Genomic DNA, 25,365 nt, shown 5'->3' on the forward strand with positions numbered 1-25,365 from the left:
CTACAACGGCCCGGCCGTGTTCTCCTACACCGTCACCTCTGGCGGCGTCACCGAGACCGCCAACATCTCCGTCACGGTCAATGCCGTCACCGACACGACAGCGCCCATCATCACTCTTATCGATAGCAAACAGAATAACCAAGGAAGTGGCAGCAGCCTTTATCTCGTGTTTAGCGAGACCATGGACCATACGTTTTTCAACGTCTCTAAGATCACAATAAGTGGGGGATCAATTACTGGATCTGGAACTTGGGGGCCAGTCACGATAGCCGGAACTACTTACCAGGAAGTCTATACCCTTCCCATCACTAAGGCCGGCAACAATGGGTCTACCTATGCTGTTACTGTTCAAAGTGGTGCATTCAAAGACCTAGCCCAGAATCCCAACACCGCGCATGTGCAGGTCAGTGGCCTCAAACCTGCCGGCACTGCCGGCGAGCCCATCAACCTTGGCTTGACCGATCCGTCACATGACGGCGCGCTCGTCACCGTCAGGGTGAAGGATGTGCCCTCCGGCTGGACCATTAACGGCGCTACGCACAACGCCGACGGCAGTTGGACTATACAGACCAACGACCTGCACGGGATGACGGTTACCACGCCTGCCGATTTCACCGGCGCGGCGGTGCTCGACGTTTCGATGAGCTGGATCAACGCCGACGGCACGACGGGGAGCATGTCGGTCTCCGACAATGTCGAGGCCTACGCGCCGGGCTCGCCGATCTTTGCCTGGTCGGGCGACGACGTGCTGACCGGCTCGAGCGGCAACGACCTGTTCGTCTTCTCACAGCCGATCGGCAACGACACGGTGCACAGCTTCGACGCGGCCGCTGACCAGATCGACCTGATCGGCTATTCCGGCTTCGCGAGTTTCGCCGACGTCCAGGCGCACATGGCCGACGATGCCAACGGCAACGCGGTGATCACGCTTGGCGACGGGCAGTCGATCCTGCTTGACGGCGTCCACTCGAGCACACTCACGGACGGCAATTTCGTCTTCGACCAGACGCCGGTGGTCAACAATGCCGGAACCATGACGATCGGCGACGGCGCGTTGCTGCCGCTCAGCGGCATTATCAACAACAGCGGTCTCATCTCGCTCGACTCGGCGGGCGGCGATACGCTGCTGCAGGTCATCCAGCATGGCGTGACCCTGCAGGGTGGCGGGCATATCCTGCTGTCCGACAGCGCCGCCAACGTCATCTCCGGCACTGCTGCCGACGTCGCTCTGACCAATGTCGACAACACCATCTCAGGCGCCGGTCAGCTGGGCGGCGGGATGCTCAGCCTTGACAACAGGGGCACCATCATCGCCACCGGCTCGAACGCGCTGGTCATCGACACCGGAGGCAGCGTCGTCGTCAATTCGGGAACGCTGGAGGCAACCGGCTCCGGCGGCCTTACGATCACCGGCGGGCTGGCGAATTCCGGCATGATCTGGGCCAATGGCGGTAACATTGACATCAACGGCCAGGTCACCGGTGACGGCGATGCCACCATCGGCAACCTGTCGAAGCTGGAGTTCGGTGCGGCCTCTTCAACCGACGTCACGTTCGCGGCGAATGCCGCCGGCACATTGCAGCTGGACGATTCCTTCGATTTCAGCGGAAGCATCGCCGGCATCACCAATGACGACAAGGTGAACCTCGAAGACATCCTGTTCGGCACCGGAACGTCCGCTGCCTATCAGGCGGACCTCGACGGCGCCGGGGGAACGTTGACCGTCACGGACGGCACGCACAACGCCACGCTCCACCTGCTCGGCGTCTACGATGCCCACAGCTTCACACTTGCCGACGACGGCACCGGCAGGACGGTGGTGCAACTGAGCGACTTTGTGATGTGAACCAAAAGGAGAGCCGCACGGATAGGCGCGGCTCTCCTCATGCTGCGGGCTCCTGATTCAGCTTACGAATTAAGGTTTACGGCAGGAATAGGAAGGGAACCACGTGGCCGATTGGACGATCAGGAGTAGTATCGGTTCCGAGCGTGGACAGGGGGGCGGTTTTCCGCTGGGTATTTGAGTCCCGACAACAAATCCAAGATTGTGAAGGACGCCTTGCTGGCGTGCCGCCGCTATTTCCTGGTTGCGGCGGCATTCAGCCTGGCGATCAATCTGCTCTACCTCGCGTCCCCGCTTTACATGCTGCAGATCTACGACCGGGTGGTCACCAGCGGCAGCGAAACCACGCTGGTGATGCTCACCCTGGTGTTGCTGGCGGCCTTCCTTTCGTTGGCCGGCCTCGATCTGGTGCGCGCCTCCATCCTTACGCGTGCCAGCGCGCGGCTCGACCAGTTGCTGTCGGCAAAAGTCCTCGCCGCGTCGGTGGAGACCCCATCGCCGGGCTCCTCGCAAAGCCAGCCGATCCGCGATTTCGACACGTTCAGGCAGGTGATCACCGGCAGCGGCATCCATGCCCTGTTCGACCTGCCATGGTCACCCATCTACATCGGCATCATCTTCCTGCTGCATCCGTGGCTCGGCTTCTTCGCACTGGGCTGTTCGCTGCTCTTGATCGCCATGGCCGTGCTCACCGAGTATCTCGTGCGTTCGCCGCTGAAGCAGGCCAACGACCTGGCGACGACCAACTATAATTTTACCGAAATGAGCCTCAGAAACTCGGAAGTCGTTCGCGCCATGGGGATGATCGACGGTCTCATCCGCCGCTGGGGGCGCGACCGTAACCTGGCGCTGCGGCGCCAAGCGGAGGCAAGCGATCGCGCCGCCCTGATGTCCGGCCTGATCCGGTTCCTGCGGCTCACCATGCAGTCGCTGATCCTCGGCCTCGGCGCCTATCTGGTGATCGAGCGGCAGATCACCGGCGGCACCATGTTTGCGGCGAGCCTCTTGCTGGGCCGTGGGCTGCAGCCGGTCGAGCAGATCGTCGGCCTTTGGCGCAGCCTGATCCTGGCGCGGGCGGCGTTGGCAAGGGTCGAGAAGCTGGTCGACGGGGGGGCGCTCAACGAAAGATCTTTCAACCTGCCGAAGCCCACCGGCAAGATTTCGGTCGAGCAGGTCAGCTTTGCAATTGCCAGCCAGCAGAAAGTGCTTCTCCGCGACGTATCATTCCGGCTGGACGCAGGCGAGGCGCTGGGAATCGTCGGCCCTTCCGGCGCCGGCAAGTCGACGCTGGCGCGTCATCTCGCGGGCGTCATGCAACCCAGCCGCGGCACCGTCAGGCTGGACGGGGCCGACCTGTCGCAGTGGGGGCACGACGCGCTCGGCGACCACATCGGCTACCTGCCGCAGGATATCGAACTCTTCGCCGATACGGTCGCCGCCAACATCGGCCGCTTCAAGACCAATGTCGACCAGGAGGTGATAGCCGCCGCGCGGCTCGCCGGCGTGCACGAGATGATCATCCGTCTGCCGCAGGGCTACGAGACCCAGATCGGCGAAGGCGGCGCAGTGCTGTCGGGAGGATATCGGCAGCGGATTGCTCTTGCTCGTGCGGTATTCGGAACGCCGAACCTGATCATTCTCGACGAGCCGAGCTCCAATCTCGACGCCGATGGCGACCGCGCGCTGAGCGAGTGCGCGATCGAGCTCAAGCGCCGCGGCAGCACAGTGATCATCGTCTCGCACCGGCCTTCGACCTTGGCCAATGTCGACAAGATCCTTCTGTTGCGCGATGGCGCCGTCGAGGCCTTTGGCATGAGAAACGAGATCGTGGCGCTGCTCAACCAGCGCGCGGCTCCAATGGCGGTGGCAACCCAATGAGCTGTGGCCGGAGAGATCGATGAGCGACGGCGCCCTCACCTACCGGAGCCTGTCCGGCGAAACCGGTATCCTGGCCCCGGATTCGATCCGGGTGCCGGCCTGTGTCGGCCTGCTGATCATCATTGCCTTCTTCGGCATCTTCGGCGGCTGGGCGGCTTTTGCCCCGCTGAACGGCGCCGTGCTCGCCGACGCCATCGTCAAGGTGGAAGGCAATCGAAAGAGCGTACAGCATTTCGACGGCGGCACGGTGAAGGAGATCCGCGTCAAGGATGGCGACATCGTCAAGGCAGGCGATGTGCTGGTGGTGCTCGACGACACGCACGCCCGTTCCGAATTCAACCTCTATTCGCAGCAATATGCGTTGTTGCGCGCTACCGATGCCCGCATTCGCGCGGAGCTCGACGGCCATGAGGCAGTCGCCTTTCCGAAGGACATCACCGCTGAGCACCAGGCCTATCTGCAGGACGCGATGGCCAACCAAATTGCCGACCTTGGGAGCCAGCGCGCCTCGATGGCCGGTGCCAAGCAGATCCTGCAGAAACGGATAGCCGAACTCGACGAGCAGATCGATGGAAAGCAGGCGCGCGTCGAATCTTTTCGTGCGCAGCTCAAGTCGACAATTGACGAAAAGGCAGGCCTCAACAAGTTGCTGAAGGCCGGCCTGACAACGCGCACGCGTGTCCTGGAGCTCGACCGCTCCGCCTCCGACCTGCAGGGCCTGATCGACCAGACTCTCGGCGATATAGCCGGAAACCGCCAGAGTAAGGCCGAGCTTGAAAGCCAGATTGCGCAGCTCACCAACGAGCGCCGCGCAAAACTCTCAACCATGCTGATCGACGCCCAGTCCAACCTCGCCGACCTGGTACCGAAAATGTTCGCCGCGCAAGCCACGGTCGACCGCGCCGAAGTGCGGGCGCCCTATGACGGCCAGGTGATGAATCTCACCGTTTTCTCGACCGGCGCGATCGTCGCCCCCGGCCAGACCATCCTCGACATCGTGCCGACTAGGAATTCGTTGATCGTTCAGGCGCAGGTGAAGGTGGAGGACATATCCAGCCTGCGCGCCGACATGACGGCCGAGGTCCGCTTCACGTCCTACAAGCAGCGTTCGATACCGGTCATTCATGGACGGGTCACCCGCATTTCGGCGGATCGCGTCACCGACAGCAAGACCGGGCTTCCCTACTATCTTGCCGACGTAGCGGTCGATCCCGCGGAATTGGCCGCGGCCCCACAGATTGCGCTTTATCCGGGCATGCCGGCGTCAGTCATGATCGTCACCGAGGAACGCACCGCACTGGACTACATTTTAGGCCCCCTGGTTGTCTCGTTCCACTCCGCGTTTCGCCAGAAGTAACGAGCTTCGCGCCCAACATATTCGCGTTTTTTCAATTTGCGGATCGCGGTCCAAGCTAGGTGGCGAGACCCATCTGATTCGATGGTCTGCGCCATCTCCAAGGCGGCCCACCCCGTCCGGGAGCTAATTTCGATTTCTGGCGATAACGGTTGGGCTAGTTCCATGTTGCACGAACTTTCCGGCTCTCTGTCGCTTAAATCCTTTCTTTCCGGGCATGTCTCGGCCCATTCCTTGCTGTGCCTGCAACATGGTTGCAACACAAATTGATATGTTTGTTCGTGTATGTTCGTCCGATCGGCCTCCTCGTCAAGGCAGGCATCGTTGATCTGACCAACTACGATCGCGCTGCCAACTACGGCGCGATGCTCTGGATGACCGCGAAGGTCCAGAGCGCCGAAGGCGAGCAAGCCCAACGATTTTGGACTGAGAAGGGTAGCCAGGCGTTCGATGCTGAAGGGCGTGACGAGCGGATGGGACGGCGAACTTACCCACAGTTGGCGCGAGCAGCGGCCGGCACGAAGCCCGAACAGCAGACTTCTCCGGTGCGCCAGCGCCGACGCCGCAGTCAAACGCCCGCGCAGGAAGCTTTCGTCGCTACCGCGCGCACGTTCGTAGAACCAGCGTGACTGACGTTGCATACCGCCCGCCGGGCGCGCCCAGATCGACCCGAAAGCTCCTGCATCCGTCGGTGGAAGCGATGATTGGACGAGAAGTCGGCCATGTCGACCTCGTTCTGATTGTTGGCCGACTGGGAGACTCGCGGCGCGATCTCCTCGATGTCACCATCGTCCAGAATCTCGATAATCTTGAGCGGCACTTGGAGGCGGCTCGCGTCCACATCCTCCTTCGCCACGCGCGGAAGATCGAACCGGGTCGTCTGCCGCGCAATCACGCTGATCAGCAATGGCAAGACGTACGTTGAGCCCACAACCACCGCGTCCGTTTCCGCGGTCTGGGCGAGGAGCTGGGACATGGACGAGGTTTGCTATCTAAGAATTCGATGACTGCTAAGGCACTGAAGCGCAAGAATCGCGATCGTGGTTACCCGGTAGCCAGGCCATTGGAACCAGTTCGCGAATTCGGCGTTGCGAGCGGATGATCAGAAGTTTCGCTTACGCTCTTATCCTCGTCCAGGTATCCATGGCGACCGCGCTGGCTACACAGGTATTCCTGTCGACCGCCGAGGAAGCCCGTAGCTCAGAACTCTCGCTGGCGCCGGCGCCAGGCGAAGAGGGATGCGCCAAGGCGATGTGGCCCAATATTCCGGAACGATGTCTGCAACGAGTCGAGCCGAAGGTGGTGACGCTCGTGCTCACCCAAAACAACTAATGGCGCATGGCGCTTTCTGATATGCAGCTGCCATGCGCCGCTGGCTGCGCTGCCGCGGCACCACCAACGCTCCGTTAAGCCTCGCTCAATCTCTGCAAGCTATCTTGTTGCCAGTTTGTCGAGGGTGACATGAAGCGCAAGTCGATAATGCTCTTTGCCTTCCCAGCTCTGATCCTGCTTATCTTGGCAGGGGAGCGCATGGCGACTTTCTTGCTGGGAGCATATCCGGCCAGTCCCACAATGTGGCGGTTTTGGCTTGAACTAAGGCCGCTGTCGACCATGTTCTGGCAACAGGTCGATCTTTATCTCGGGTCGTCGATGGTTTTTGATGCCTTGATGCTGGTCGCCGCGTCGACCGCTTGCTGGATGGCGTGCCGCACAAGAAGGTCGGCCGCGTTCTTCTTCCTTGCCAACCACGTCGCCCTGCTTTTCGCCGGGTTGATGATCGCTGTCACCAGCCATTCCGAAACAGCCAGCACGATCGCCTCTTTCACGGTACCCGGCGGCCTTCCGTTCCAACTAACGGTCGATTTCACCTTGAAGAACAGCCTTGTGCTGTTTCTGGGCGTGACGGCATGCGCCTACTGCCATGTCATCTTCCTCAGCGAAACCCGACAGCGGTCCGAAGCGCTGGCCGCTAGGCTCGTTGCTCTGCAGCGAGATCTCTAGGATAGCCCCACCCTTTTCCAGCGCTAGTTGATCTTTCGGTAGTAAACCTTGCCGTCGGCCTGCTCTATGCGCTGGTAGTTGGAGCTTGGGGCAGGCGCTGCAGCTGCAATCCTCCTTTTGGGCGGACGCGGTGTATCGACGACGCTGGGCTCGGTCGCGTCTTCACCATCGAGAACAGCAGGCGCCTCCGCCATGCTGCCGGTCGTGTCGACGGAAGGTTCCGCTGCGCTCGACATGACTTCGTCACGGGCAAGAGGCTGGTTCTGTTCCAGCCGGGCTATGCTCCGGTTGATTTCGCCAAAGCTGCTCTGCAGTTGACTGTCGAGTTTTTCAAATCGGCTTTGAAAACCGTTGTTGACCATGTCCAGCCGGCCCCCGATTCGTTGTTCGAACGTGCCTAGTTGTTCCAAGCGCCCTTCCAAAAGGCGCATATCGCTGATGCCGCGGTATAGATAAACCGCGGCTACCATATTCACCAAAGTGAGCAGGGACGTGCCGATGATGACCGCGCCGATAATGCTTTTGTCGCTCGGTTTCACAACGGCAGCTTGCTCTCCGGTGCGGGCTGCTGTCCCAATCTCGATTGCCGGCATGTCCGGTTCGCTGATCATCGTCATTGAACCACCACCTTTGCGCCGATCGCGACGCGCTTGAAGAGATCGATCACATCGGTGTTGGTAAGGCGAAAACACCCCGATGTTCCGTCGAAGCCAACACCCTTGGGATCGTTGGTTCCGTGTATCCGATAGAGCGTGTCACGCCCGTCCCGAAGCAGATAGAGCGCCCTGGCGCCGAGTGGGTTGTAGGGACCGGCAGGCACCATTTGCGGCAGGTCCGGCTGGCGGGCGCGCATTTCGCGGGGTGGGCGCCATTCCGGCCATTCGGTCTTCGCCCCCACCTTGACGACCCCGGTCCAGCCAAATCCGTCGCGTCCGACGCTGATCTGATAGCGAAGCGCCTGGCCCTGTCGGGTCACCAGGTAAAGCGCTTTCTCGCCCTTGCGGATAACGATTGTTCCGGGCTGTTCTGTCGTCTCGAAGGCAACTGTCTTGCGCAGGCTGGGGCCCATTGCCGGCAGCGGCGGCCGATCCGAAAGTGCCGATCGCGCGCTGGCAAAATCCTGGACCGACATCGCCAGCGCCATGCCCATGGCGCAGACCAACCCAAGGACGATCCGATACCTATTTGGCAGCAGCGTCATCGAGCCGCTCTTTGAACATCCGCTTCAGGTCCTTGTTGAAGCGCGCACGCCCATCCACCTCGGCAGGCAGGATAGCACGGTTCAACGCATCGGTGAGGAGCGCATTGTCCAGCGCGACCGACTTGATGTGCGGCGCCTTGAAGATCTTTTCGAGTTCGCTGCGCGAAAAATGGTTGCCGAACCATTTGCGCTTGTGCTTGTTGGCGACCAGCGTGATGCTGACAGCATTGCCACGCAACTCACGGATCTTCTTGTAGAGCCGTTTGCCTTGCCGCAGCGAGGCGACGTTGAGTTCGAAGACGATGAATATCTCATCGCTCGTCGACAGCACGGAATTGTGCCAAGGCGTCTCGATGTTCGGCAGGTCGATGACGATGTCGTCAAACCGGTAGGCGACGAGGTCCAGCAGCCGGAAGACAAAATCACTGCCCTGCGGTTCGAAAGGCAATTGCGGCCTCTCGAAGGAATAGAGCGTCAGCCCGGACGGGCGAGAGAGCTTGATGACATCCATCAGCTCGACGTCGAGCCTCTCCGGCTGGCCGATGATGCCGCCGAGGTCGAACTGGTTGAACTGGTTGAGATAGGCGCCGCAATTGGCGCTCTGGAAATCTAGGTCGACCAGACAGGTGGAAGCCGCCCGCTCTTTCGACTTCGATGACAGGAATTCGGCCGCCGAGAGAGCGAGCGTCGTCGCGCCGGCGCCGCCGCTCGCACTGATGAAGGTGATGATACGGCTTTTGGTTCCCTGGTTGCCGGTGTCGTGGAAGGTCACCGCATTGAGCAGTTCCTTGCCGTCGAGCGGCTTGTGCAGCCAGTCCGAAGCGTTCATGCGCACCAGCACACGCGTCTGCTCCGACGACAGTTCGTCGGAGACCGCGATAAGCGGCACGGTTGCCCAAAGGGCGCGCAGTTCGACGATGCCCGGCCTGCCGAGCAACTCGCCATTGCCGAGGTCGAGGATGACGATGCCGGGGCGCGTGTCCGCGGGCGGCCCTTTAAGGAAGTCACCGGTCTCGGAAATCCGGACATCATAGATCGCCAGCGCGTCGAGCCGCGTCGCCACATCGCGCTTGAAATTCGCATCCGACGAGAACAGGGCGACCTGCTTGCGTTTGGTCGGTGTAACCTTGGTGTTGATGGCGTTCATGGGTAGCTACTCTTCATGTCTTCGCCCGTAACCGTGCTCAGCATCGAGGGCATGGTGAGATTGTCGAAACCTAGCAGTCCGCCGAGGAAGAAGAACTGGAAGGTCACGTTCTGCAAGCTGACGGTGATTGTCGGTACCGGTCCGCCTGGGCGGGTCTGGTAACCAAGCCCGGTGGCCGTATATCTGACGATCACATTGGCTGGCTGGAGCATTGGAAAGAAATGACACATGCCTGGCCGTCGTCCCGCACTAAGCGGCGGGCAGGTGCCCGCGCCCGTCGCGTCGCCTCGAAAAATGCGATTGAAGTTGGCGGCAGTAAAAGTTCCGGCCACGCATCCCGAACCGAAGCAACTGCACACGCTGGTGGCGCCATTGCACGTGTAGTCGTAGTTGCCGACGGGAATCGGATCGCCTGGCGTCGTCGCGGTTCCTGCTGCCGCAATCGTTGGCGCAATCGGCGTCGAAATCGACGCTAGGCGTGCGCCGATCTCGACGGCTTTGGTCGCGGCATTCCATTGGTACCATGCATATCCAAAGTCTACGAAGCCGAGGGTAAGTGTCAGGAGCAGGCTCATGCTGATGGCGAACTCCACCATCACAGCGCCAGTCTCATCTTTCCTGAACAGGGCTAATGCGCGCATTTCACCACCCGTTGTAACGTTCTTCGTGGGCGGCGGAAAAGGTAACAGGCCCCAGGCCGAGAAAAGTGAGAAGGGAGGCGCCGGTATATGTGAAAGAGGTCTCAAGTCGCACTACCCGGACATTGGCTGTCGCGCTATGGTAGTTGGCCAAGCCAGTATTGGGGTCGATAGTCACCGGTATGACGAGGTGATTGAGATCGACCGTGACAGCCGCCGGCAGCCAACCGGTGACCCGGCTTGCAACATTGCAATTTCCACCACAGTTGTACGATCCTGTGGCGGCGATGTTCCGCGCATAGGTGACACAGTTGAGCGCCGTGTTAAACGTTTGATTACAGCGTGCGGCGTAGCGAGCCCCGTCATTGAGGCCAGCTTCGATTAGCAGCTTTTGATGGAGAAGATTGCCGAACTCGAAGACGCCCGCCGAAAGGCTGATCATCAATGGCGTGATCAAGGTCATTTCGACGAGAACCGTGCCTCGCTCCTCGAGGCCAAAACTGCGTAAAATAGACCTCAGCGAAGTCAGCATCACATCACCTGTAAAGCTGCGGTTCGTCACGCACGAAATTGTCGAGCGTTCCCTGTCCGCCTGCGGCGATGTCGACCAACTCGACCATGACGGAGGCATCGTCCGATGCCGATAGGACAGGCTCGGTCAGGAAGAAGCTGGCGAACGATTCGACGGGAAGATTCTCGCTGTGGCCAGACAGGTCATTGCCCAATGCTGAAAGAGCTTGGCAGTTGAGAATTGCCCCATAGAGTAACCTGCGGTCGACTGTCGTTATCGGGGCTTGACACGAATTCACAGGCGTTCCCCTCTCCCCTCCGGTCGATGCGGTTCCAACAAGGCCTGCCGAAATCTCGTAGCGATAGACCTCATAGCGTGTCGGCTTGGTTGTTGCCCAACTGGCCGGCTTGGCGGCGGCTCCGAAATTGGTGCTCCAGTAAGTGTTTAGATCCCAGTTCCCGTCACCTAGCCGAGAATTGATCTGCCCGGCATCCCGAGGCAGCCCCTGAGTGCCGGGCAGATTGAAGGTCAACTGGTTAAAGCTGGGGCACTGGCCCGCGCCTCCCTGAGTCTTTAGGGCGCCCTTTCGGACGTTGGCGGCAGGACCGTATTCTGCAGTGTTGAAGTGACCGCCGGTCGTCCTTATGCCAAACCGGACGTTGAATGCGTCCTGTACTGGGCCAGCGTTCTGCCCGGTTTTGGTGGTGACGTTGTTGTTTCCGTAGCAGCCTATCGGATTTGATGTCGCAATGGTTTGGGCGAGCGCCTGCGCACCGTTGCCGATGCCTTGGGGAGGCTCCAGGAAACCGAAATTGCCCGGCCCGGCGGCGGCGCCATTCCCGACTTTGCGGAGTTCGATCAGTCGGCGGCGCAGGTTCCGATCGGCTGCGGCTTGCTGCAGGGTTACGCCGCCCGGTGCGAGTTCGTACGGGTTGCACATAAATACTGGGGTGAAGTGGCATACGGCACTCTTGAAGCCTGCGACCGAAACCGCACCGATATCGAAGCCGTTTGTTGAGCTACCGACAAAAGTGGCGGGGAACATTGCCGCGAAACCAACCGGTGTGACGGTCACCTCAACGAATTTGGCTGCGGTCGGATCGGTAGTCACATTCGCGGGAACGATGGGATCGCTGTCATTAGTTGGGAGGCTACTCAGGTAGCGCCATGTCACTCCAGCTGCTGCTAGCGCTTCCGCGCCAGGCGGATCGCCGGCAGCTGGCTCAGCGAAACGGTACGTGTTGAAGACAAGCGTTGCGAGGGCGTTATTGCCGCGGGTGATCGCGTCCGACTTGCCATCGAGCTCCGCTGCGGTGGCCAACGCGAAAGCATCGGCGCCCTTCTGCAAGTCGTTGTGCAGACTGTTCGCCCGGCTCATGTCGATCACAAGCAACGCAAAACCAACGATCACAGGCAGCATGATTGCGACAAGGATCATCGCTATGCCGCGTTGATCGTCCCAGAACGCCCTAATGGTCCCCAACATGACCTTACTCTCTGCTTCCTTGCACCAGGTCCCTCGCTCACCCGGCGCAGTGCGACCGCATCCTTCTGTTCAATTCGCTCCGTTGGTCACACCCGGCCCGCCGACATTCACCGTTATCGCAGGCGGTGGCGGTGGTGGCGGTGGAAATTTGTAGCCCTGTGCAACAGCGGCTGCTCGGGCGCCGTCGCCTTCGATATGTGTGTTCTTCGCGTTCGGATTGAACGGATCGACCGCCTGCAGCAGCGAATTGTATTTCTGCGTATCGCCGGCGGCCAGGGTCACCGAATCGTAGTGGTTCAGATAGTCGGCGGCGCAGCCCGATAGCGCACCGGCGCACAGCAACAGGACCAAGGCGCTATTTCTTGACATAGAGCATCTTGTCCTTCGATTTGAAGTCCAGCATGTGGCCATAGGGGCCGGTCACACCGTCTCCTGTTTCATATTTGCGGATCATATCCTTGTTCACCTCGAGCTGACCGAGGATGAAGAACTCCGGATCGTTGGCCGGCCTCGTCTTGTCGAAAGGCGTCGCCAGTTGCTCGCCGGGTTTCACCGGCCGGACGATATGCGGCGTGACGATCACGACGAGTTCGGTCTCTTCCTTCTGGTTGCTCGAATTGCGGAACAGTGAGCCGATGACCGGAACCTGGCCGAGCCACGGCACCTGGTTCTGCAGCTTGGTGGTCTTGCTGGACAACAACCCGCCGACAGCGAAACTCTGGCCGTCGCGCAGTTCGACGACGGTCGCCAGCTTGCGGTTGGTGAAGATCGGGTCGCCGGCGGTGGTGAAACCGGTCAGGTCGCTCACCTCCGGCGCCAGCTTCATATGGATCTTGCCGTCGTCGAGTACGACCGGCGTGAACAGCAGATTGACGCCGAATTGCTTGTACGTGATGGTTACCTCACCATCGGTGCCGACGACACGGATAGGCACTTCGCCCCCGGCGTTGAAGCTGGCCGGCTCACCGGACAGCGTGGTGAGATTGGGCTCAGCCAGCGTGCGCACAGCCCCCTTGGCCTCAAGCGCTTCAATGATCAGGTCGACCTTGATGTTGCTGTCGATGACGCGGGTGATCAGCGCCGCGAAGGGACTACTGTTCGACAGTAGACCGCTAAGCAGACCGCCCGGTCCAAGCACCACATCGTCTTCGTCGACAGCGGCAATGCCGGTTCCGGTGCGTGACGTGCCGCTACCGTTTGTGCTCCTGATCGACACACCGAGGTCGCGCCCGGTATTGCGCTTTGCCTCGAGCACACGCACCTCGAGATTCACCTGCTGGCTGTCGTCGACGATGACGGAATTTATGATGGCGTCGGGGCCATATTGCTGCACCACCTCAAGGATCGATGCCAGCGTGGCGCCGTCCTTGACATGGCCGCCAAGCCTCACCTTGCCGTTGATCGAACCGATCTCGATGCGCGCCCGAGGCGCCACCTGACGGATCGCCTGCGCCATGTCGCTGACATCGACACCGACTTCGATCTGGACGACGCCCAGCGAACGCTTTTCCGGGGAGAAGAGATTGACCGTGGTGGTGCCGGCGCTCTTGCCTATGACATAAAGCGTCCGGTCGGTCATCGGCTGGGCATCGGCGATCTTTTCGTCGCCGACGACGATATCGCCGAGATTGGCGCTCACCTGGAGCGTCACCGACTGTGACATCGGCAGGAAGACGCGATGGACGCTGGGGTTCGACACGTCGATGAAACGGTCAGCCGCATCGGCCGCAAGGCCCGATAGCACCAGCGCAGCCAGACCGGACAACGCGGCCGCCCCCATCCTAGCCCAAATCCCCTGCATCCTATCCCCCAATCACTGCCGCCGGCAGCCCTCGATTGCCGCGTGTCTGCTATGGTTGTCGCGGCACATCGTAGGATTCGAGCTTCACGCCGCGAAACACGCCCACTGTAACATTCTTCGGCGGTTCCGGCTGTACGTATTTTACCACTTCCTTAACGACTTCCCGGACTTCCGGCGCGGACGCCACGGCCGGAGCCGGCTTCACTTTGCCCAACTCGTCGAGGCGGCTTCCCACTCTGTCCACCGCCTGGGTCAATCCGGCAATCGTGTCGTCGGCGCGCTTGCGCTCGGCCGCGGCCGCAGCGTCGACCGCCGCCTGCTTATCGAGTTCGGCCTGCCTCTTCGCGACATCCGCGGGCGTCTCGCCGCTCAGGTCAGACAATGTCACGCGTTCGGTCGCCTCGCCTTTGCTTGCGGCAGCCTGGCGAAGGGCCAGCGACAATTGGCCTGCCCCGGCCGCTAATGTCAGCTTCTGGGCGTCCTTGGTGCTGGCCTCTAGCGTCACCGACTTCACAACCGTCGGGCTGTCCTTGCTTTCATCCGCCACCTGGTCGATGGCGAGCACCTTCATGCTCTGCAGCAGCACGTCGACAAAACTCTGGTCCGCGCCGCCATCGCCGCGCACCGTGCGCGTCAGCAGCACATCGACCCGGTCTCCGGGGAAAACGAAACCAGCTACCCCGAGCACATCATTGACCCTGATGGAAACGGCTTTCATGCCCTCACCAAGCACCGCCGAAAGTGTGGCGCGCTGGCCTGGGCCGGTGACCTTGGAGGAAAGTACGGGCTCGTTGGCGCCGATCGCCTGCAGTGCCTGCTTCGGAGCTTCGCCGGCCAAAATCTCTTTCGTTGTCCTGAAGGCACCGGCCGGAACCGCGCCAGCCGGCCACGCGATTTCGCGCAACTTGTCAGCCGACAGCGTATCGCCGAATTTCAAAGACACTGCGGCTACCACCACAGTGTCGCGCTGCAGGCCATTAGCCTCAGCCAGCGCGCTACGCTGACTGGCCAGCCAGAAGTTTACAAGAACCACCGCCAGCACGCCGAATACGCCAGCGAGTACGATCATGATAAGCGTGTTGGCGCGCATGTCCCAAGCCCCAAGCCCCGATGCGGGATTCGCCCGCTGCGATCGGATTCAGGCCCGGCTCGAACGATCCGGGCCTGAATGTAGTCAGGCGATCAGCTGCCTGTGCCGGCGGCCGCGTTGCAGGTGCCAGTCGGGTGCCCGTCGAGGGCGGTGCAGAGCGCCGAGAAACGACCGTTCACCCATCCGCCGATGGCGAGGACAGTCAGGATCGATGCCACGGCGATGATGCCGATGAGGATGGAATATTCGACCATGGCAGCGCCGTTTTCGTCGTCGCGGAACTGCCGGGTCATCGTCATGAGCTTCTTCATGTCAATTTCTCCCTGTGGAGGTTGGAACCCGACGAGACAGAGCCAAGGATGAACCCCATACCCAAGCATCCCCCGTCACCTCGATCCTAGGTCGCACGAAAAAGCAGAGTCAAACGGATTAACGGTTCCTTAACCTTCCAATACCTGAACTTGCGAACGCAAGAGCCATTTGAATTATAACAAGAGCTTGATTCGGCTGGATTTTCAACCGTCCTTAACCATTCGTTCACAATTTGGCCGCAGCCAACGCAAAACGACAGTCGTATTAGCAAAACTGCATATTCCTTTATATCTAACGGTTTACGGGGATCTTTCACCCGCATCTCATTTGTTGCGGTATTGAAAGGTCCCGTGAGCCGGAAGTTTGGGAGAGGGCTAAGCGCGCGGCGTCGAATAAAACGATATTTTTCTGGCGTCCTCCTTAACTATGTTGAAAGCATTGGCCTCACGTGAGACCCTCCAGCGCTTGTGCCTCGCTTGGTTAACGGTTAGTTTCCGCTAATAAGGGCTAGCGGGGTATAAGGGATTATGCTGGGGCGGTTTATCAAGGGACCAAGCGAGCAGCAGGCCGCGGTAAGGGCGGAGCAGCCGACGGTGCTGCCTGCCGCTCCGGCCCTTTCGCCGGCCGCTGATGTTGAATCCCGCGGCGACGATTTCCTGACGCTCAAGGTCGAGATCCACAGTCACCTGATCGACCGGTTCAATCTTGCCGCGCTTGAAACGGCATCGAAAGATGAGATCCTGAACGAAATTCGGCCGATTGTGCGCGAATTCGTGCGCGGCCGAAGTGTGCCGCTGAATGCGCGTGAACTCGACCAGTTGACCAGTGACACGGCCGACGAGATGCTCGGGCTCGGGCCGATCGAGCCGCTGCTCAAGGACGACTCCATTACCGACATCCTGATCAATACCCACAAGCGTGTCTTCATTGAGCGGCGTGGCCTGGTTGAAGAGACGGCCATCCGGTTTCGTGACGAGGCGCATCTGCTGCGCGTCATCAACAAGATCGTTTCGGCTATCGGCAGGCGTGTCGATGAATCGTCGCCGATGGTTGACGCCCGCCTGGCGGACGGCTCGCGCGTCAACATCGCGGTGCGGCCGATCTCGGTGGACGGTCCGCTGGTATCGATCCGCAAATTCTCCAAGAACCCTTATTCGCTCGAGCGTTTGATGGCATTTAATTCGATCCGGCCGCCGATGATCGAGCTGCTACGGATCGCCGTCCAGGCGCGCAAATCGATCCTGGTTTCGGGCGGCACCGGCAGCGGCAAGACCACCTTGCTCAATGCGCTGTCGAGTTACATACCATCGAAGGAACGACTGATCACCATCGAGGATGCGGCCGAGTTGCAGCTGCAGCAGCCGCATGTCGGCCGGCTGGAGACGCGCCCCCCCAATGTCGAGGGCAAGGGCGAGGTGCGCCAGCGCGAATTGCTGAAGAACGCGTTGCGCATGCGGCCGGACCGCATCATCGTCGGCGAGGTGCGCGGCGAGGAAGCCTTCGACATGCTGCAGGCGATGAACACCGGCCATGAGGGGTCGATGACCACCATCCATGCCAACACGCCGCGCGACGCGATCTCGCGGCTTGAACAGATGGTCGGCATGGCCGGCATGCCGATGACGCATGATTCAATCCGGGCGCAGATTGCCTCCGCCATTGACATCATCGTCCAGACACAGCGTCTTTCGGACGGCGGCCGGCGTGTCACCTCCATATCGGAGCTGACTGGCATGGAGGGTAATGTCGTCCAGCTTCAGGAAATCTATCATTTCGTCCGCCGTGAGGTCACAGCCGAGGGCAAGGTCATCGGAGACTTTCGCGCAACCGGCGTCCGCCCGCGGTTCGCTCCGGAGGCCGCAACCCTGGGGCACCATTTTGCCAAGGACGCCTTCAACCCGCAGGTTGCCCTCTGATGCTAACGGGTCAAGCTCTGCTGTATTTCATCTATATGCTGGCGGCGGCCTCGGTCATTCTCGCCGGTGAAGCCCTTTATCTTTCCTTTGCCGGCCGCCGCTCCCGGTCTATGGCAGTCAATCGCCGGCTGAAGCGACTCGCTGGCGACGTTCCGGCCGAACAAACGCTACAGGGGTTGCTGCGAGAGCGCGGTCTCACTGAATCCGGCGACTTTCTTTTTGGAATGGTCTGGCTGAACAGGCTCTATACCCAGTCCGGCATTACCGGAAATCCGTTGACCTTCGCCGCAACATTTCTGCTTGCAGGGCTGGCGATGGCGTTGCTGCTGGTTCTCTTCAATTTTTCCGCCTTGGCATCGCTCATTATCTTTCTGGTCATAGGGCTTGTCCTGCCGCTTCTCGTCCTCCGGCGTGCCCGCAACAAACGAATCCGGAAGTTCGCTAAACAGCTGCCGGATGCGCTCGACATGATTGTTCGCTCGCTGCGGGCCGGACACCCTGCTTCGGTCGCGATCGGTCTGGTCGCGCGCGAAATGCCCGATCCGCTCGGCACCGAGTTCGGCATCGTCTCCGACGAGATCACCTTTGGTCTCAGCATCGAGCAGGCCGTGCGAAAGCTTTCGCAGCGTGTGGGCTTCGAGGGCCTGCAGCTGCTGTCGGTATCGCTGTCGATCCAGGCCAAGACGGGTGGCAATCTTACTGAAATTCTGGCCAATCTTTCCTCGGTTATGCGTGAACGGCAGAAATTGCGAATGAAAATCAGGGCGCTTTCGGCCGAAGGTCGTGTCTCCGCGTGGATCATCTCCTTGTTTCCTATTGTGATGTTCTTCACGCTTCAAATCCTTTCCCCAGCCTATTACGGCGCCGTCTGGGGCGACCCGCTCATCTTCCCGGTATTCCTGCTTTTTGGGTTGTGGGCGCTGCTTGGCGACTTCATCATGTACCGGATGGTTACTTTCGATTTTTGACTGGGGGCGACGAAAGAAATTGTTTTCGAACATTCAGGACCTGGGCTTCTTGGTGTCTATTGCCGTCTTTGTGGCGGCGGTGTCCTTCTTCCTGTTCGGTGCGCTTGTCTTCTTGCCGGCTCTGCAGACACGAAAGCTCGTTGCGCAGAGCCTGATGGGCGAAAGGATTACAGACCGCCGATCGATGCTCGGACAAGACCAGCTTGCCAAGCTTGCGGCGCAACGGCCGGTCGATGCCTACTTCAAATCGATCGAGAGGGAGCGGGAAGAGCCAAACGCCTTGGAAGCGAAGCTGTTTCGCGCCGGCTTTTACCAATCAAGCGCGCCGCTGATTTATACGCTATCCCGTCTTGTCGCAGTCTGCGTCGGTTTTCTGGCAATGTATGCACTCCTGTCACGGGTTCTGCCGCCGCACCTGCCAGGTTTTATCACCCTTGCTGGCTCTGCCCTCTTCGGCCTGGCCTGCATGGTAATTCCCGCCATTCTGCTCGACCGTTTCGAGAACAGCCAGAAACAGATCTATCGTCGAGCCTTCCCCGACTTCATGGATATGATGATCACCTGCGCCGATGCCGGCATGAGCCTGGAGGGGGCGGTCGAACGCGTCAGCCATGAAATGGCCGCCACCCACAAATGGCTGGGAATACAGCTGTCGATCATGAATTTGCAACTGCGCGCCGGCAAACCCTTGCGGGAAGCGCTACGCGAACTCTCCGATCGCATCGGACTTGACGAGGCGCGGGCACTGGCTGTCCTGTTCCGTCAATCGGAAGAACTCGGCACCAGCCTTACCGACGCCCTGCGCGTCTACAGCGCGGAGATGCGCAGCCAGAGGATTCTGCAGGCGGAAGAGCGCGCCAATTCCTTGCCTGTCAAAATGATGATCCCACTGGGACTCTGCATCTTTCCTGTGGTGATGATGGTAATCATGCTGCCGGTGGTCATTCGCATGAAGGGGATTTTCTTCTAGTTGCGCACATGCTTTGGTCCTAATATGGGTCGGGGGACTCACGGGGAGATTGTATGAAAAGGCCAATTGCAGTCGTGGCCTGCCTGTTCATGGCGGCACTTGCCGGCTGCCAGACGAACGGGGCGGACGGTGTCGTTCGAACCAACGAGCCGTCGAAAGGCGACTTGACGTCATTTGGCGACGCTTTCGACGGATTGAAGACAGTTGGTGACGTCGAATATTATGCCTCGGATCAGGCTGTTGCCGAGGCCAAGAACCAGTTCCGCGCGGAAAATTACGGCAATGCCGGCGCCCTGTTCTTCAAGGCGACGCAGCTTGCCCGCAATGATGGTGGCGCCTGGATGGGACTGGCCGCCTCCTGCGACCGGATCCATCGCTTCGACCTTGCCGATCGGGCCTATGGCCGGGCCTTCAAGCTGTTGGGTGCGACGCCCGAATATTACAACAATATCGGCTATTCCTATCTGCTGCGCGGCAAGCTGCAGGACGCGCGCAGCAATTTCCTCAAGGCCTACGAACTGGCGCCCAATGATCCGACCGTGGTCAACAATCTGAAGCTGCTATCGTCCAGCGTGCAGAACGTCGAACGGTAGAGCGCCTGTATGTTGTTTGCCGCTTCGCTGCTGCTGAAGGCGTTTGCGATCCCTCTGCTGGCATGGGTCGCCTGGATAGACTTCTCGTCCCAGAAGATATCCAACCGTCATGTGCTGCTGCTTTTGTGTCTCGGGCTGGGATCGCTTCAGCTTGTTTCCATAGCAAGCCGATCGTGGTGGGATATGGGATTGAGCGTGATCGCCGGAATTTTGCTGTTCGTCGCGCTCTTCCCGTTCTGGATTTTGCGCAAGGTCGGAGCCGGAGACGTCAAGCTGATTGCGGTCGTCCCGTTTCTGACCGGTGGAAGCGGTCTCGCCATGTTCTCGGTGCTCCTATTGGTTTTCGCCGTCGCCACGGTGGCGGTCATGAAAAACCCGTTCCTGCTGCCGGCGGGCGCGTTTCGCGTCTATGTCCAGCATATGGACAGGAAGGGCGTCGTTCCTTTTGGCGTGCCAATTTCGGCAGCTGCGATTGGCGCTATCGGTTTCCAGATTTACGGGAGTTGGGTGGTGGCGAGCAGCTCAGGAATCCTGGATCAGCTTAATTGAACCTCGGCAGTCCGCTTTGCTGCACGAAGCGCGCGCCGACGTAACCTTTGCTTAATGCCGAACTGGCAGTCTATCTGCCTATTGAGGGTGGGCTATGATACAGGATTACCGGTCGACAGTAGCCTGGTTGGCGGCTGGATTGATTGTTGGTGCCGTGGCGTTCCCGTTTGCGGCTGTTGTCAACAGACCGGCGACACTAACAATTATCAGCGCCGAACCGCCACCGCTCCCAATCATCAAAAAGACGTTCGTCCGAAAATGGCGCCGTACATAGGCGATCACTGGTGCCTGTCCCCAATACCGCGTACCGTCTGCAGCCAGACCGGATTGGACGGATCGCGCTCGATCTTGCGGCGCAGGCGGTTGATCTGGACGTCGATGGTGCGCTCGCCGACTTCCGAATCGTCACCGGCGAGTTCATAACGCGGCAATGGTTTCGCCGACCCGTGCGGCGAAGACCGCCAGGATCTCTTGCTAGCGGCCGCGCGCCCGCCGCCCCGCCTCAGTTCGCGCCTGCACAGCGTGCCATGCGTTCCCCAGCGCTCCTAACGACATTGGCACGATCATCGAAGGTTGCTTTAATGGCAGGTTCCAGATCGAAAAAAGGAAGAGAAGAAGAATCTGTGCGCTCTCTGCACACAGTCTCCCAAACTATCTGCTTTTGCAGGAGTCGGCTGGTGATGATCTGCCTCGGGAGCCGGCGATCGGCGCGGAGGCGACCATTCCTGGCAAAAAAATTTCCGGCTTCGCATGACCTTCCGCCGCAACACGGACAAGACGCTGCCGGCAAGGGGCTGAGCAATAAAAAGCCCGCCACCGTGAGGCAGCGGGTTCTCTTTCGGAAATGATGAGCTGCCTTTTACGGCCGGCCTTCATGGGGCGGGGTTGCGAATGCCTCTGGCCGGACATTCGACGTCATTGAAGCGAGGCACTCCTCCAGACGTTCCAGCCGCGCCTTCTGGCATCGCAGTGTGTGCGCGACGTCATGCAGCCTGGATTTACCCTGAGAGTTGGCGGCAGCGATCAAGTCTATTTGGAGCCGACTGATCTCGCTCCGCAGATCGCGAGCGTCAGCTTCCATCAGACCCCTGATCCATCCAGCCCCGCGCATTCCAGCACACCATCCACCGAGCCCTGCGTCGCACGATAGCAGCGAGTTTGCTAACAACCATGCCATGAACCTTCTCGAATTTTATGCATTGCTAATATATAAAAAGCCCGCCACCGTCAGGCATCCGGGCAGTTTTTGCCCGTTCGGATCGATCTGTGAGGTTTGTCACAGACGCATCGACGTATCGGCGTAGGCTACGTGCAGTTTCCTGCAGCGGTAAAGGGAGTGGTCCGATGCTTGTGAACCTTCCTATGCTAGTGAATCTTCCTCTTGTCGCAGTTGGTCCCCTTGCCGATTGGGTCCGTCATCGAGCCGAGAAGAAGGCGCTGTTGAAGGCAACGGACGAGTTGAGCGAATCACCAGACGACATGCTCAGCGACATCGGGATTTCCCGTGACGACATCACGACGTTTGCGTTCCGCAGCCGGCGTCGAGACGTAGGGGCTGAGCAATAAAAGAGCCCGCCACCGTGAGGCTGCGAGCCAAATTCTTCGAGAATTAAACTGGATCGTTCCAGGTTCTGTAGCGCGGGAAGCGCCGCCGGTCGCCGAACACCCGGCCGAGGATGCGAATGCAAGAAGATGGCCCTCGTCCGCACACCAGGCAATCGAGAAGGAACGTCTCGTGCAGACTTCCCTTGGCGGCAAAGCGGACCCCATAGCCTCGCCCGTGATTGTTGCGCCAGCTCATGGTTTGCGGATGACCGCCTCCAAACATGGCGACCACAACGCACCCGTCCTCCAGTTCCGCGTCTGGATCAATGATAAGGCTTTCAGCCCTAAGCTCGGGGTAGGTGTCTGTCACCGCAAACACGTTGTAGGCCCACTTGCTGGCGGCACTGCGAGGCAAAACTGCTGCCCCAGGGCCACGTGACCGTGCCGAGACGGTCGCGGGCTATGAGATGCCGTCGAGGTTCTCTTGAGCCGCGACCGAAATTCGACTAGTCGAGTCAGCCGCTTCCGATGAGCGCCAGTATATCAAGCAAACGACCAGCCCGGCGTACCCGACTTGCAGAACGATCAGCGCAAGGACCGCACAGCCGAGCGCGGTCCAAATTGAACCGGCTTCGATGTAGGTCCAGATCGCCACAATGATCGCAGTGGCAGACATGCCGACCAGAAACTGTGGAAAATACATTCCTAACGCATTTCATTAATTTAGCGATTGCGCAATTAGCTGATTCTAAAATATCGCTGCAGCATGATGTCGCATCGGTTAGCGCTACCCATCCATAGAAATGGCCGCTGCAGTCTTTGGTGTGGGGGCCGCACCGGCCACCGCGCGGGAAGATTCAGCCCCCGCGCTGTCTAAGATATAATCATATTAGCGATCACGCAATTAACCATGTAGGCGCTCCCAAGCCGAAACTCAGGGAATCCCTCTTGAAGGCTCAAACGAGAGGACAAGCTAATACCGTTGAGAGGCGCGGGCATGGACGACGGTATGGGCGAGCATCTTGGGGTTTTCGACCTTGACGCTTTGCGCAAGGCTTTCCTCGAGTTCGTAGAAGAGCATAAAACCACGGATCATCCTGAGTGGGGCGAACTCGCCAAGCTGTTCCTCGAAAAAGAACGAGAGCGGCACCAAGAACCGGACCCTGCCCAGCCGGAGGGGTGAACTCACCAGCGCTGTGTGACCGGACCGGCGCAGAAGCCATGACCAGAACAAACCGGGGATTCACGGATTCGCGGTTTCGATCCACATTTGCTCTGAGATGGCATTGGCGTGGCGCTGGCCGGTTAGGTAAGCGAGCCCCTTGTCAGGCAGTCCGGCATGTAGGACATGACCGGCACGTCGGGGAAGCCTCAGGCTAAGTCCACCCTTTCGGCGACACGACGATTCACTTCGATAATCAATTCGAAGACGCTTTCAAGCTCGCCGTCGATCTCGTCGGCAGGAATCCCGGCCTTCTCGGCAGCTGTCATCAACTGGTCTTTCAAGTCGCCAACCGAGATGGGGTCTCCCCGCGCAACAATGGGCAGTTGTTTGGCTACCCACTTATCGAGAAACCTCAGGCCACGGACGCTCATTTGTTAGCAACCTCTCATCCTTGACACTGCACCCGCCCGCGGCCGGGTGACACCCGATCGCATAAGCGTGACGATTCCCTCCTATGACTTCCCGCATGCGGTTGTCGATTCGACTTCGAAGGCCGTGATCGGCCAGCATATGGAATCAGTCGGCCCGGTCACGCGCATCGACGGCGACAAGGTAACCGTCAGCCTCCGGCCACTGGTGACTGTCGACGCCGAGCACGTGCGCGTTGTTGAGAGCCATGTGGAGGTCGCCACTGCGAAAAAAGCCGATTGTTGACAAAGCCTAACGGCGACTGCTTCAGGAGATCAAAGGCCTCGTCGCAGGGGCAGCCGCCGGAAAGAATGGGATTCGGGCCGCTTTGGATTATTATGCGGTTCCCGAGCCAGCACGGCGACAAGTACCGAGCAGTCGAGTTCCTCGTTGAACGAAAAGTGCGGGTCGGCCTCTGGCAAGATCTGAGCCAAGCGTAGCGATTTCAACCTGGCTGTCTTGGCGGCACGTTCTGTGCATTCAACCTCATTGATCGCTTTCGCGGACCGCACTGCACCTCGGCGTTCTCCCAGCCAACACATTTCCTGGTAGCCTCATTCTCACCTCCCCCAACGCAAATTTCTACATTCGGATGAACCATGTCGCCCTTCATTCTGATGAAGCCCAAGCTGAAGCAGCGGACCAGATGGCCCGCGATTGTGGGCTCGCACCGCCCGGCGAGGTGACGCGAGCCCGGCCGAGTCTTGCGGGACCCTGGACAGGGACAGCGCCGAGTGGCTGGGTCGGCGCTCCTCGAGTTCCCCATGGAAGGCAAACGCCCAGAAACACCAAAGATGACTGTTGAACAGGCCGCTAAAGCCGCCAGAGGCCGCGACCAAGTTCTAATTAACCGCCAATTTTTGAAGGCATAGCAGCAGCCTATCAGGCCACGCTCTATGAAAACAATGATCCTTTGGACAGTTGCGCGACCTCTGCAGAGACTGCACTAGCGTCGCTGGAGTCGAGTGGCTTCAGCGTGGTGCGTTAAGCCACCTTTGCTGCCTGCACGGTTTCGGGCGAACCGTGCAGGTTGCCCAATGGGGCGAAAGTGGAACAAACAGGGGATTCACATTCCCGGAGTTCCGATCTAGAATCATTCCATGGAAACGGTGTTCGATGATATCGCCAACGCCCTCAGAGAGCCCCGCTCAGACGTGTGGCGCCCAGTCCGCGCTTCACCCTCGATCTTGCCGCCAAGCTGTTCCTTGGCCTCGCTGTCGGCCTAGGCGTTGGCTTTGGAATGGCGCTGGCTGGTTAGCTATCTCGCTGCGGCCGGCTGAAGTGCGACAGCAGCAAAATCTGCCGTTGAGTTTCCCCGAAAACGTAGCAGTCTCCGATTCAGCGGAGGTCGAACTTGTTGATGCATGGATGCCAAGGAAATCCTTTTCACAAAGGGCACTAAAATCTTCGGTGACATTGCTCATGGAGCCGGAGGTGGTGCCGGAAGCGATGAGCCAGATAAAAGCGATGCCATCGGCTGGAATGGTGATGGTAATCCTGTCGCCGCTTTCTGCAGCTATCGCGGCAGGTATCTCGGAAGCTCCAACCACTCTGTAAATCTGCGCCGTGACAGACGGGTTGCCGCCATCAAAAGTGAACCCGATGTCGGTCGACGTTGTGTTTTCCAATATGTCGCCGCTGCCGGCTGATATGAACCAGATCTCGGAATTGGCGCTTGAGGGCACATCATGACTGCGCACCAGGCCTTGCCCGAAGGTCGCCCACAGTTACGGTATCCAGCGTCCGCAACTCCCCGAAAAAGGTTGTGTGCGTCAAGTTCTGCAAAATGGGGCAGCCATGATGCTGGTCATGATGCTGGTCATGCGGCTTGGCGCATTGGTCTCGACGGCCAAGGCCCTGACCAGGCGCAGGCAGCTTTCGGTGTTGGGGAAGATGCGCACGACATAGGTGCGCCGGCGGATTTCCTCG

General features: G+C 59.7%; 28 protein-coding genes and 3 pseudogenes. 15 read left to right on the forward strand and 16 right to left on the reverse strand.

Annotated elements, in window-relative coordinates; genetic code table 11:
• The 4 genes and pseudogenes from NKI31_RS30390 to NKI31_RS30405 all read left to right on the forward strand — a co-directional run.
• A pseudogene (locus NKI31_RS30390) lies at positions 1-1,846 on the forward strand (beta strand repeat-containing protein); the annotation flags it as partial.
• A gap of 201 nt (positions 1,847-2,047) precedes the next feature.
• Positions 2,048-3,721, forward strand: coding sequence for a type I secretion system permease/ATPase (locus NKI31_RS30395; RefSeq protein ID WP_352653318.1), 1,674 nt, complete (start codon positions 2,048-2,050; stop codon positions 3,719-3,721).
• A 19-nt stretch (positions 3,722-3,740) separates the two neighbouring features.
• A complete protein-coding gene (locus NKI31_RS30400) occupies positions 3,741-5,078 on the forward strand; it encodes an HlyD family type I secretion periplasmic adaptor subunit (RefSeq protein WP_352653319.1) in 1,338 nt (445 codons plus the stop codon).
• 278 nt (positions 5,079-5,356) lie between these two features.
• Positions 5,357-5,704, forward strand: coding sequence for a conjugal transfer protein TraD (locus tag NKI31_RS30405; RefSeq protein WP_352653330.1), 348 nt, complete (start codon positions 5,357-5,359; stop codon positions 5,702-5,704).
• Here NKI31_RS30405 and NKI31_RS30410 read toward each other — a convergent pair.
• Complete coding sequence (locus NKI31_RS30410) at positions 5,644-6,051, reverse strand: AIPR family protein (protein WP_352653320.1); 408 nt, start codon at positions 6,049-6,051, stop codon at positions 5,644-5,646. The two genes, NKI31_RS30405 and NKI31_RS30410, sit on opposite strands and share 61 nt — an antisense overlap.
• Positions 6,052-6,173: 122 nt before the next feature.
• On the opposite strand from NKI31_RS30410, the gene NKI31_RS30415 reads away from it, so the two are divergent.
• The gene (locus NKI31_RS30415) at positions 6,174-6,407 is read left to right on the forward strand and encodes a hypothetical protein (RefSeq protein ID WP_023681013.1); all 234 of its coding nucleotides are present in this window, start codon (positions 6,174-6,176) and stop codon (positions 6,405-6,407) included.
• A 129-nt stretch (positions 6,408-6,536) separates the two neighbouring features.
• Positions 6,537-7,076 (forward strand): hypothetical protein, encoded by a 540-nt coding sequence (locus NKI31_RS30420; RefSeq protein ID WP_352653321.1) that lies wholly within the window; start codon positions 6,537-6,539, stop codon positions 7,074-7,076.
• A gap of 23 nt (positions 7,077-7,099) precedes the next feature.
• On the opposite strand, the gene NKI31_RS30425 is transcribed toward NKI31_RS30420, so the two are convergent.
• The 10 genes from NKI31_RS30425 to NKI31_RS30470 form a co-directional block, all read right to left on the reverse strand.
• Positions 7,100-7,693, reverse strand: a complete 594-nt coding sequence (locus NKI31_RS30425; protein ID WP_352653322.1) for a hypothetical protein — start codon at positions 7,691-7,693, stop codon at positions 7,100-7,102.
• Positions 7,690-8,277 (reverse strand): L,D-transpeptidase, encoded by a 588-nt coding sequence (locus NKI31_RS30430; protein ID WP_023689303.1) that lies wholly within the window; start codon positions 8,275-8,277, stop codon positions 7,690-7,692. Before NKI31_RS30430 ends, NKI31_RS30425 begins: the two co-directional genes overlap by 4 nt.
• Complete coding sequence (locus NKI31_RS30435; protein ID WP_023824909.1) at positions 8,258-9,424, reverse strand: CpaE/TadZ family protein; 1,167 nt, start codon at positions 9,422-9,424, stop codon at positions 8,258-8,260. The genes NKI31_RS30430 and NKI31_RS30435 overlap by 20 nt, the downstream gene beginning before the upstream one ends.
• Complete coding sequence (locus tag NKI31_RS30440; protein WP_352653323.1) at positions 9,421-10,065, reverse strand: TadE/TadG family type IV pilus assembly protein; 645 nt, start codon at positions 10,063-10,065, stop codon at positions 9,421-9,423. The genes NKI31_RS30435 and NKI31_RS30440 overlap by 4 nt, the downstream gene beginning before the upstream one ends.
• Position 10,066: 1 nt before the next feature.
• Positions 10,067-10,594: a TadE/TadG family type IV pilus assembly protein gene (locus tag NKI31_RS30445; protein ID WP_023824907.1), complete on the reverse strand. Its 528-nt coding sequence runs from the start codon at positions 10,592-10,594 to the stop codon at positions 10,067-10,069.
• A gap of 4 nt (positions 10,595-10,598) precedes the next feature.
• A complete protein-coding gene (locus NKI31_RS30450) occupies positions 10,599-12,059 on the reverse strand; it encodes a pilus assembly protein TadG-related protein (protein ID WP_023824906.1) in 1,461 nt (486 codons plus the stop codon).
• 69 nt (positions 12,060-12,128) lie between these two features.
• Positions 12,129-12,410 (reverse strand): hypothetical protein, encoded by a 282-nt coding sequence (locus NKI31_RS30455; protein ID WP_352653324.1) that lies wholly within the window; start codon positions 12,408-12,410, stop codon positions 12,129-12,131.
• A gap of 4 nt (positions 12,411-12,414) precedes the next feature.
• A complete protein-coding gene (locus tag NKI31_RS30460) occupies positions 12,415-13,860 on the reverse strand; it encodes a type II and III secretion system protein family protein (RefSeq protein ID WP_023824904.1) in 1,446 nt (481 codons plus the stop codon).
• 49 nt (positions 13,861-13,909) lie between these two features.
• Positions 13,910-14,950: a Flp pilus assembly protein CpaB gene (gene cpaB, locus NKI31_RS30465; protein WP_023824903.1), complete on the reverse strand. Its 1,041-nt coding sequence runs from the start codon at positions 14,948-14,950 to the stop codon at positions 13,910-13,912.
• Between the two features lie 92 nt (positions 14,951-15,042).
• Positions 15,043-15,261 carry a Flp family type IVb pilin gene (locus NKI31_RS30470; protein WP_023824902.1) on the reverse strand — a complete coding sequence of 73 codons (219 nt, stop codon included), beginning with the start codon at positions 15,259-15,261 and terminating at the stop codon, positions 15,043-15,045.
• 528 nt (positions 15,262-15,789) lie between these two features.
• On the opposite strand from NKI31_RS30470, the gene NKI31_RS30475 reads away from it, so the two are divergent.
• From NKI31_RS30475 to NKI31_RS30495, 5 genes are read left to right on the forward strand one after another with little or no spacing between them, the layout of a single operon-like run.
• Entirely contained in the window at positions 15,790-17,178 is a 1,389-nt protein-coding gene (locus tag NKI31_RS30475) for a TadA family conjugal transfer-associated ATPase (protein ID WP_023734684.1), read from the forward strand.
• Positions 17,178-18,146, forward strand: a complete 969-nt coding sequence (locus tag NKI31_RS30480) for a type II secretion system F family protein (protein ID WP_023734683.1) — start codon at positions 17,178-17,180, stop codon at positions 18,144-18,146. The genes NKI31_RS30475 and NKI31_RS30480 overlap by 1 nt, the downstream gene beginning before the upstream one ends.
• 19 nt (positions 18,147-18,165) lie before the next feature.
• The gene (locus tag NKI31_RS30485; protein ID WP_023734682.1) at positions 18,166-19,116 is read left to right on the forward strand and encodes a type II secretion system F family protein; all 951 of its coding nucleotides are present in this window, start codon (positions 18,166-18,168) and stop codon (positions 19,114-19,116) included.
• Positions 19,117-19,169: 53 nt separating this feature from the next.
• Positions 19,170-19,709: a tetratricopeptide repeat protein gene (locus NKI31_RS30490; protein ID WP_023734681.1), complete on the forward strand. Its 540-nt coding sequence runs from the start codon at positions 19,170-19,172 to the stop codon at positions 19,707-19,709.
• A gap of 9 nt (positions 19,710-19,718) precedes the next feature.
• Positions 19,719-20,258, forward strand: a complete 540-nt coding sequence (locus NKI31_RS30495; RefSeq protein WP_023824901.1) for a prepilin peptidase — start codon at positions 19,719-19,721, stop codon at positions 20,256-20,258.
• 278 nt (positions 20,259-20,536) lie between these two features.
• Here NKI31_RS30495 and NKI31_RS30500 read toward each other — a convergent pair.
• Positions 20,537-20,732: pseudogene (locus NKI31_RS30500) on the reverse strand (winged helix-turn-helix domain-containing protein); the annotation flags it as partial.
• A gap of 870 nt (positions 20,733-21,602) precedes the next feature.
• Between NKI31_RS30500 and NKI31_RS30505 the strand changes: the two are divergent.
• Complete coding sequence (locus NKI31_RS30505) at positions 21,603-21,824, forward strand: DUF1127 domain-containing protein (RefSeq protein WP_352653325.1); 222 nt, start codon at positions 21,603-21,605, stop codon at positions 21,822-21,824.
• 43 nt (positions 21,825-21,867) lie between these two features.
• Here NKI31_RS30505 and NKI31_RS30510 read toward each other — a convergent pair whose 3' ends face one another.
• Complete coding sequence (locus NKI31_RS30510) at positions 21,868-22,173, reverse strand: hypothetical protein (RefSeq protein WP_352653327.1); 306 nt, start codon at positions 22,171-22,173, stop codon at positions 21,868-21,870.
• Positions 22,174-22,263: 90 nt separating this feature from the next.
• On the reverse strand, positions 22,264-22,506 hold the full coding sequence (locus NKI31_RS30515) for an exopolysaccharide production repressor protein (protein WP_352627308.1): 243 nt from the start codon (positions 22,504-22,506) through the stop codon (positions 22,264-22,266).
• A gap of 294 nt (positions 22,507-22,800) precedes the next feature.
• On the opposite strand from NKI31_RS30515, the gene NKI31_RS30520 reads away from it, so the two are divergent.
• Positions 22,801-22,986 (forward strand): hypothetical protein, encoded by a 186-nt coding sequence (locus tag NKI31_RS30520; protein WP_023818950.1) that lies wholly within the window; start codon positions 22,801-22,803, stop codon positions 22,984-22,986.
• A gap of 188 nt (positions 22,987-23,174) precedes the next feature.
• Here NKI31_RS30520 and NKI31_RS30525 read toward each other — a convergent pair whose 3' ends face one another.
• A complete protein-coding gene (locus tag NKI31_RS30525; RefSeq protein WP_352513710.1) occupies positions 23,175-23,399 on the reverse strand; it encodes a DUF768 domain-containing protein in 225 nt (74 codons plus the stop codon).
• A gap of 67 nt (positions 23,400-23,466) precedes the next feature.
• On the opposite strand from NKI31_RS30525, the gene NKI31_RS30530 reads away from it, so the two are divergent.
• Positions 23,467-23,682 (forward strand): hypothetical protein, encoded by a 216-nt coding sequence (locus tag NKI31_RS30530; RefSeq protein ID WP_352653328.1) that lies wholly within the window; start codon positions 23,467-23,469, stop codon positions 23,680-23,682.
• 1,118 nt (positions 23,683-24,800) lie between these two features.
• Complete coding sequence (locus NKI31_RS30535) at positions 24,801-25,085, forward strand: hypothetical protein (protein ID WP_352653329.1); 285 nt, start codon at positions 24,801-24,803, stop codon at positions 25,083-25,085.
• A gap of 186 nt (positions 25,086-25,271) precedes the next feature.
• On the opposite strand, the pseudogene NKI31_RS30540 reads toward NKI31_RS30535, so the two are convergent.
• Positions 25,272-25,365: pseudogene (locus NKI31_RS30540) on the reverse strand (transposase); the annotation flags it as partial.

This window comes from Mesorhizobium sp. M0659 (genome assembly GCF_040320605.1).
Lineage (GTDB): Bacteria > Pseudomonadota > Alphaproteobacteria > Rhizobiales > Rhizobiaceae > Mesorhizobium.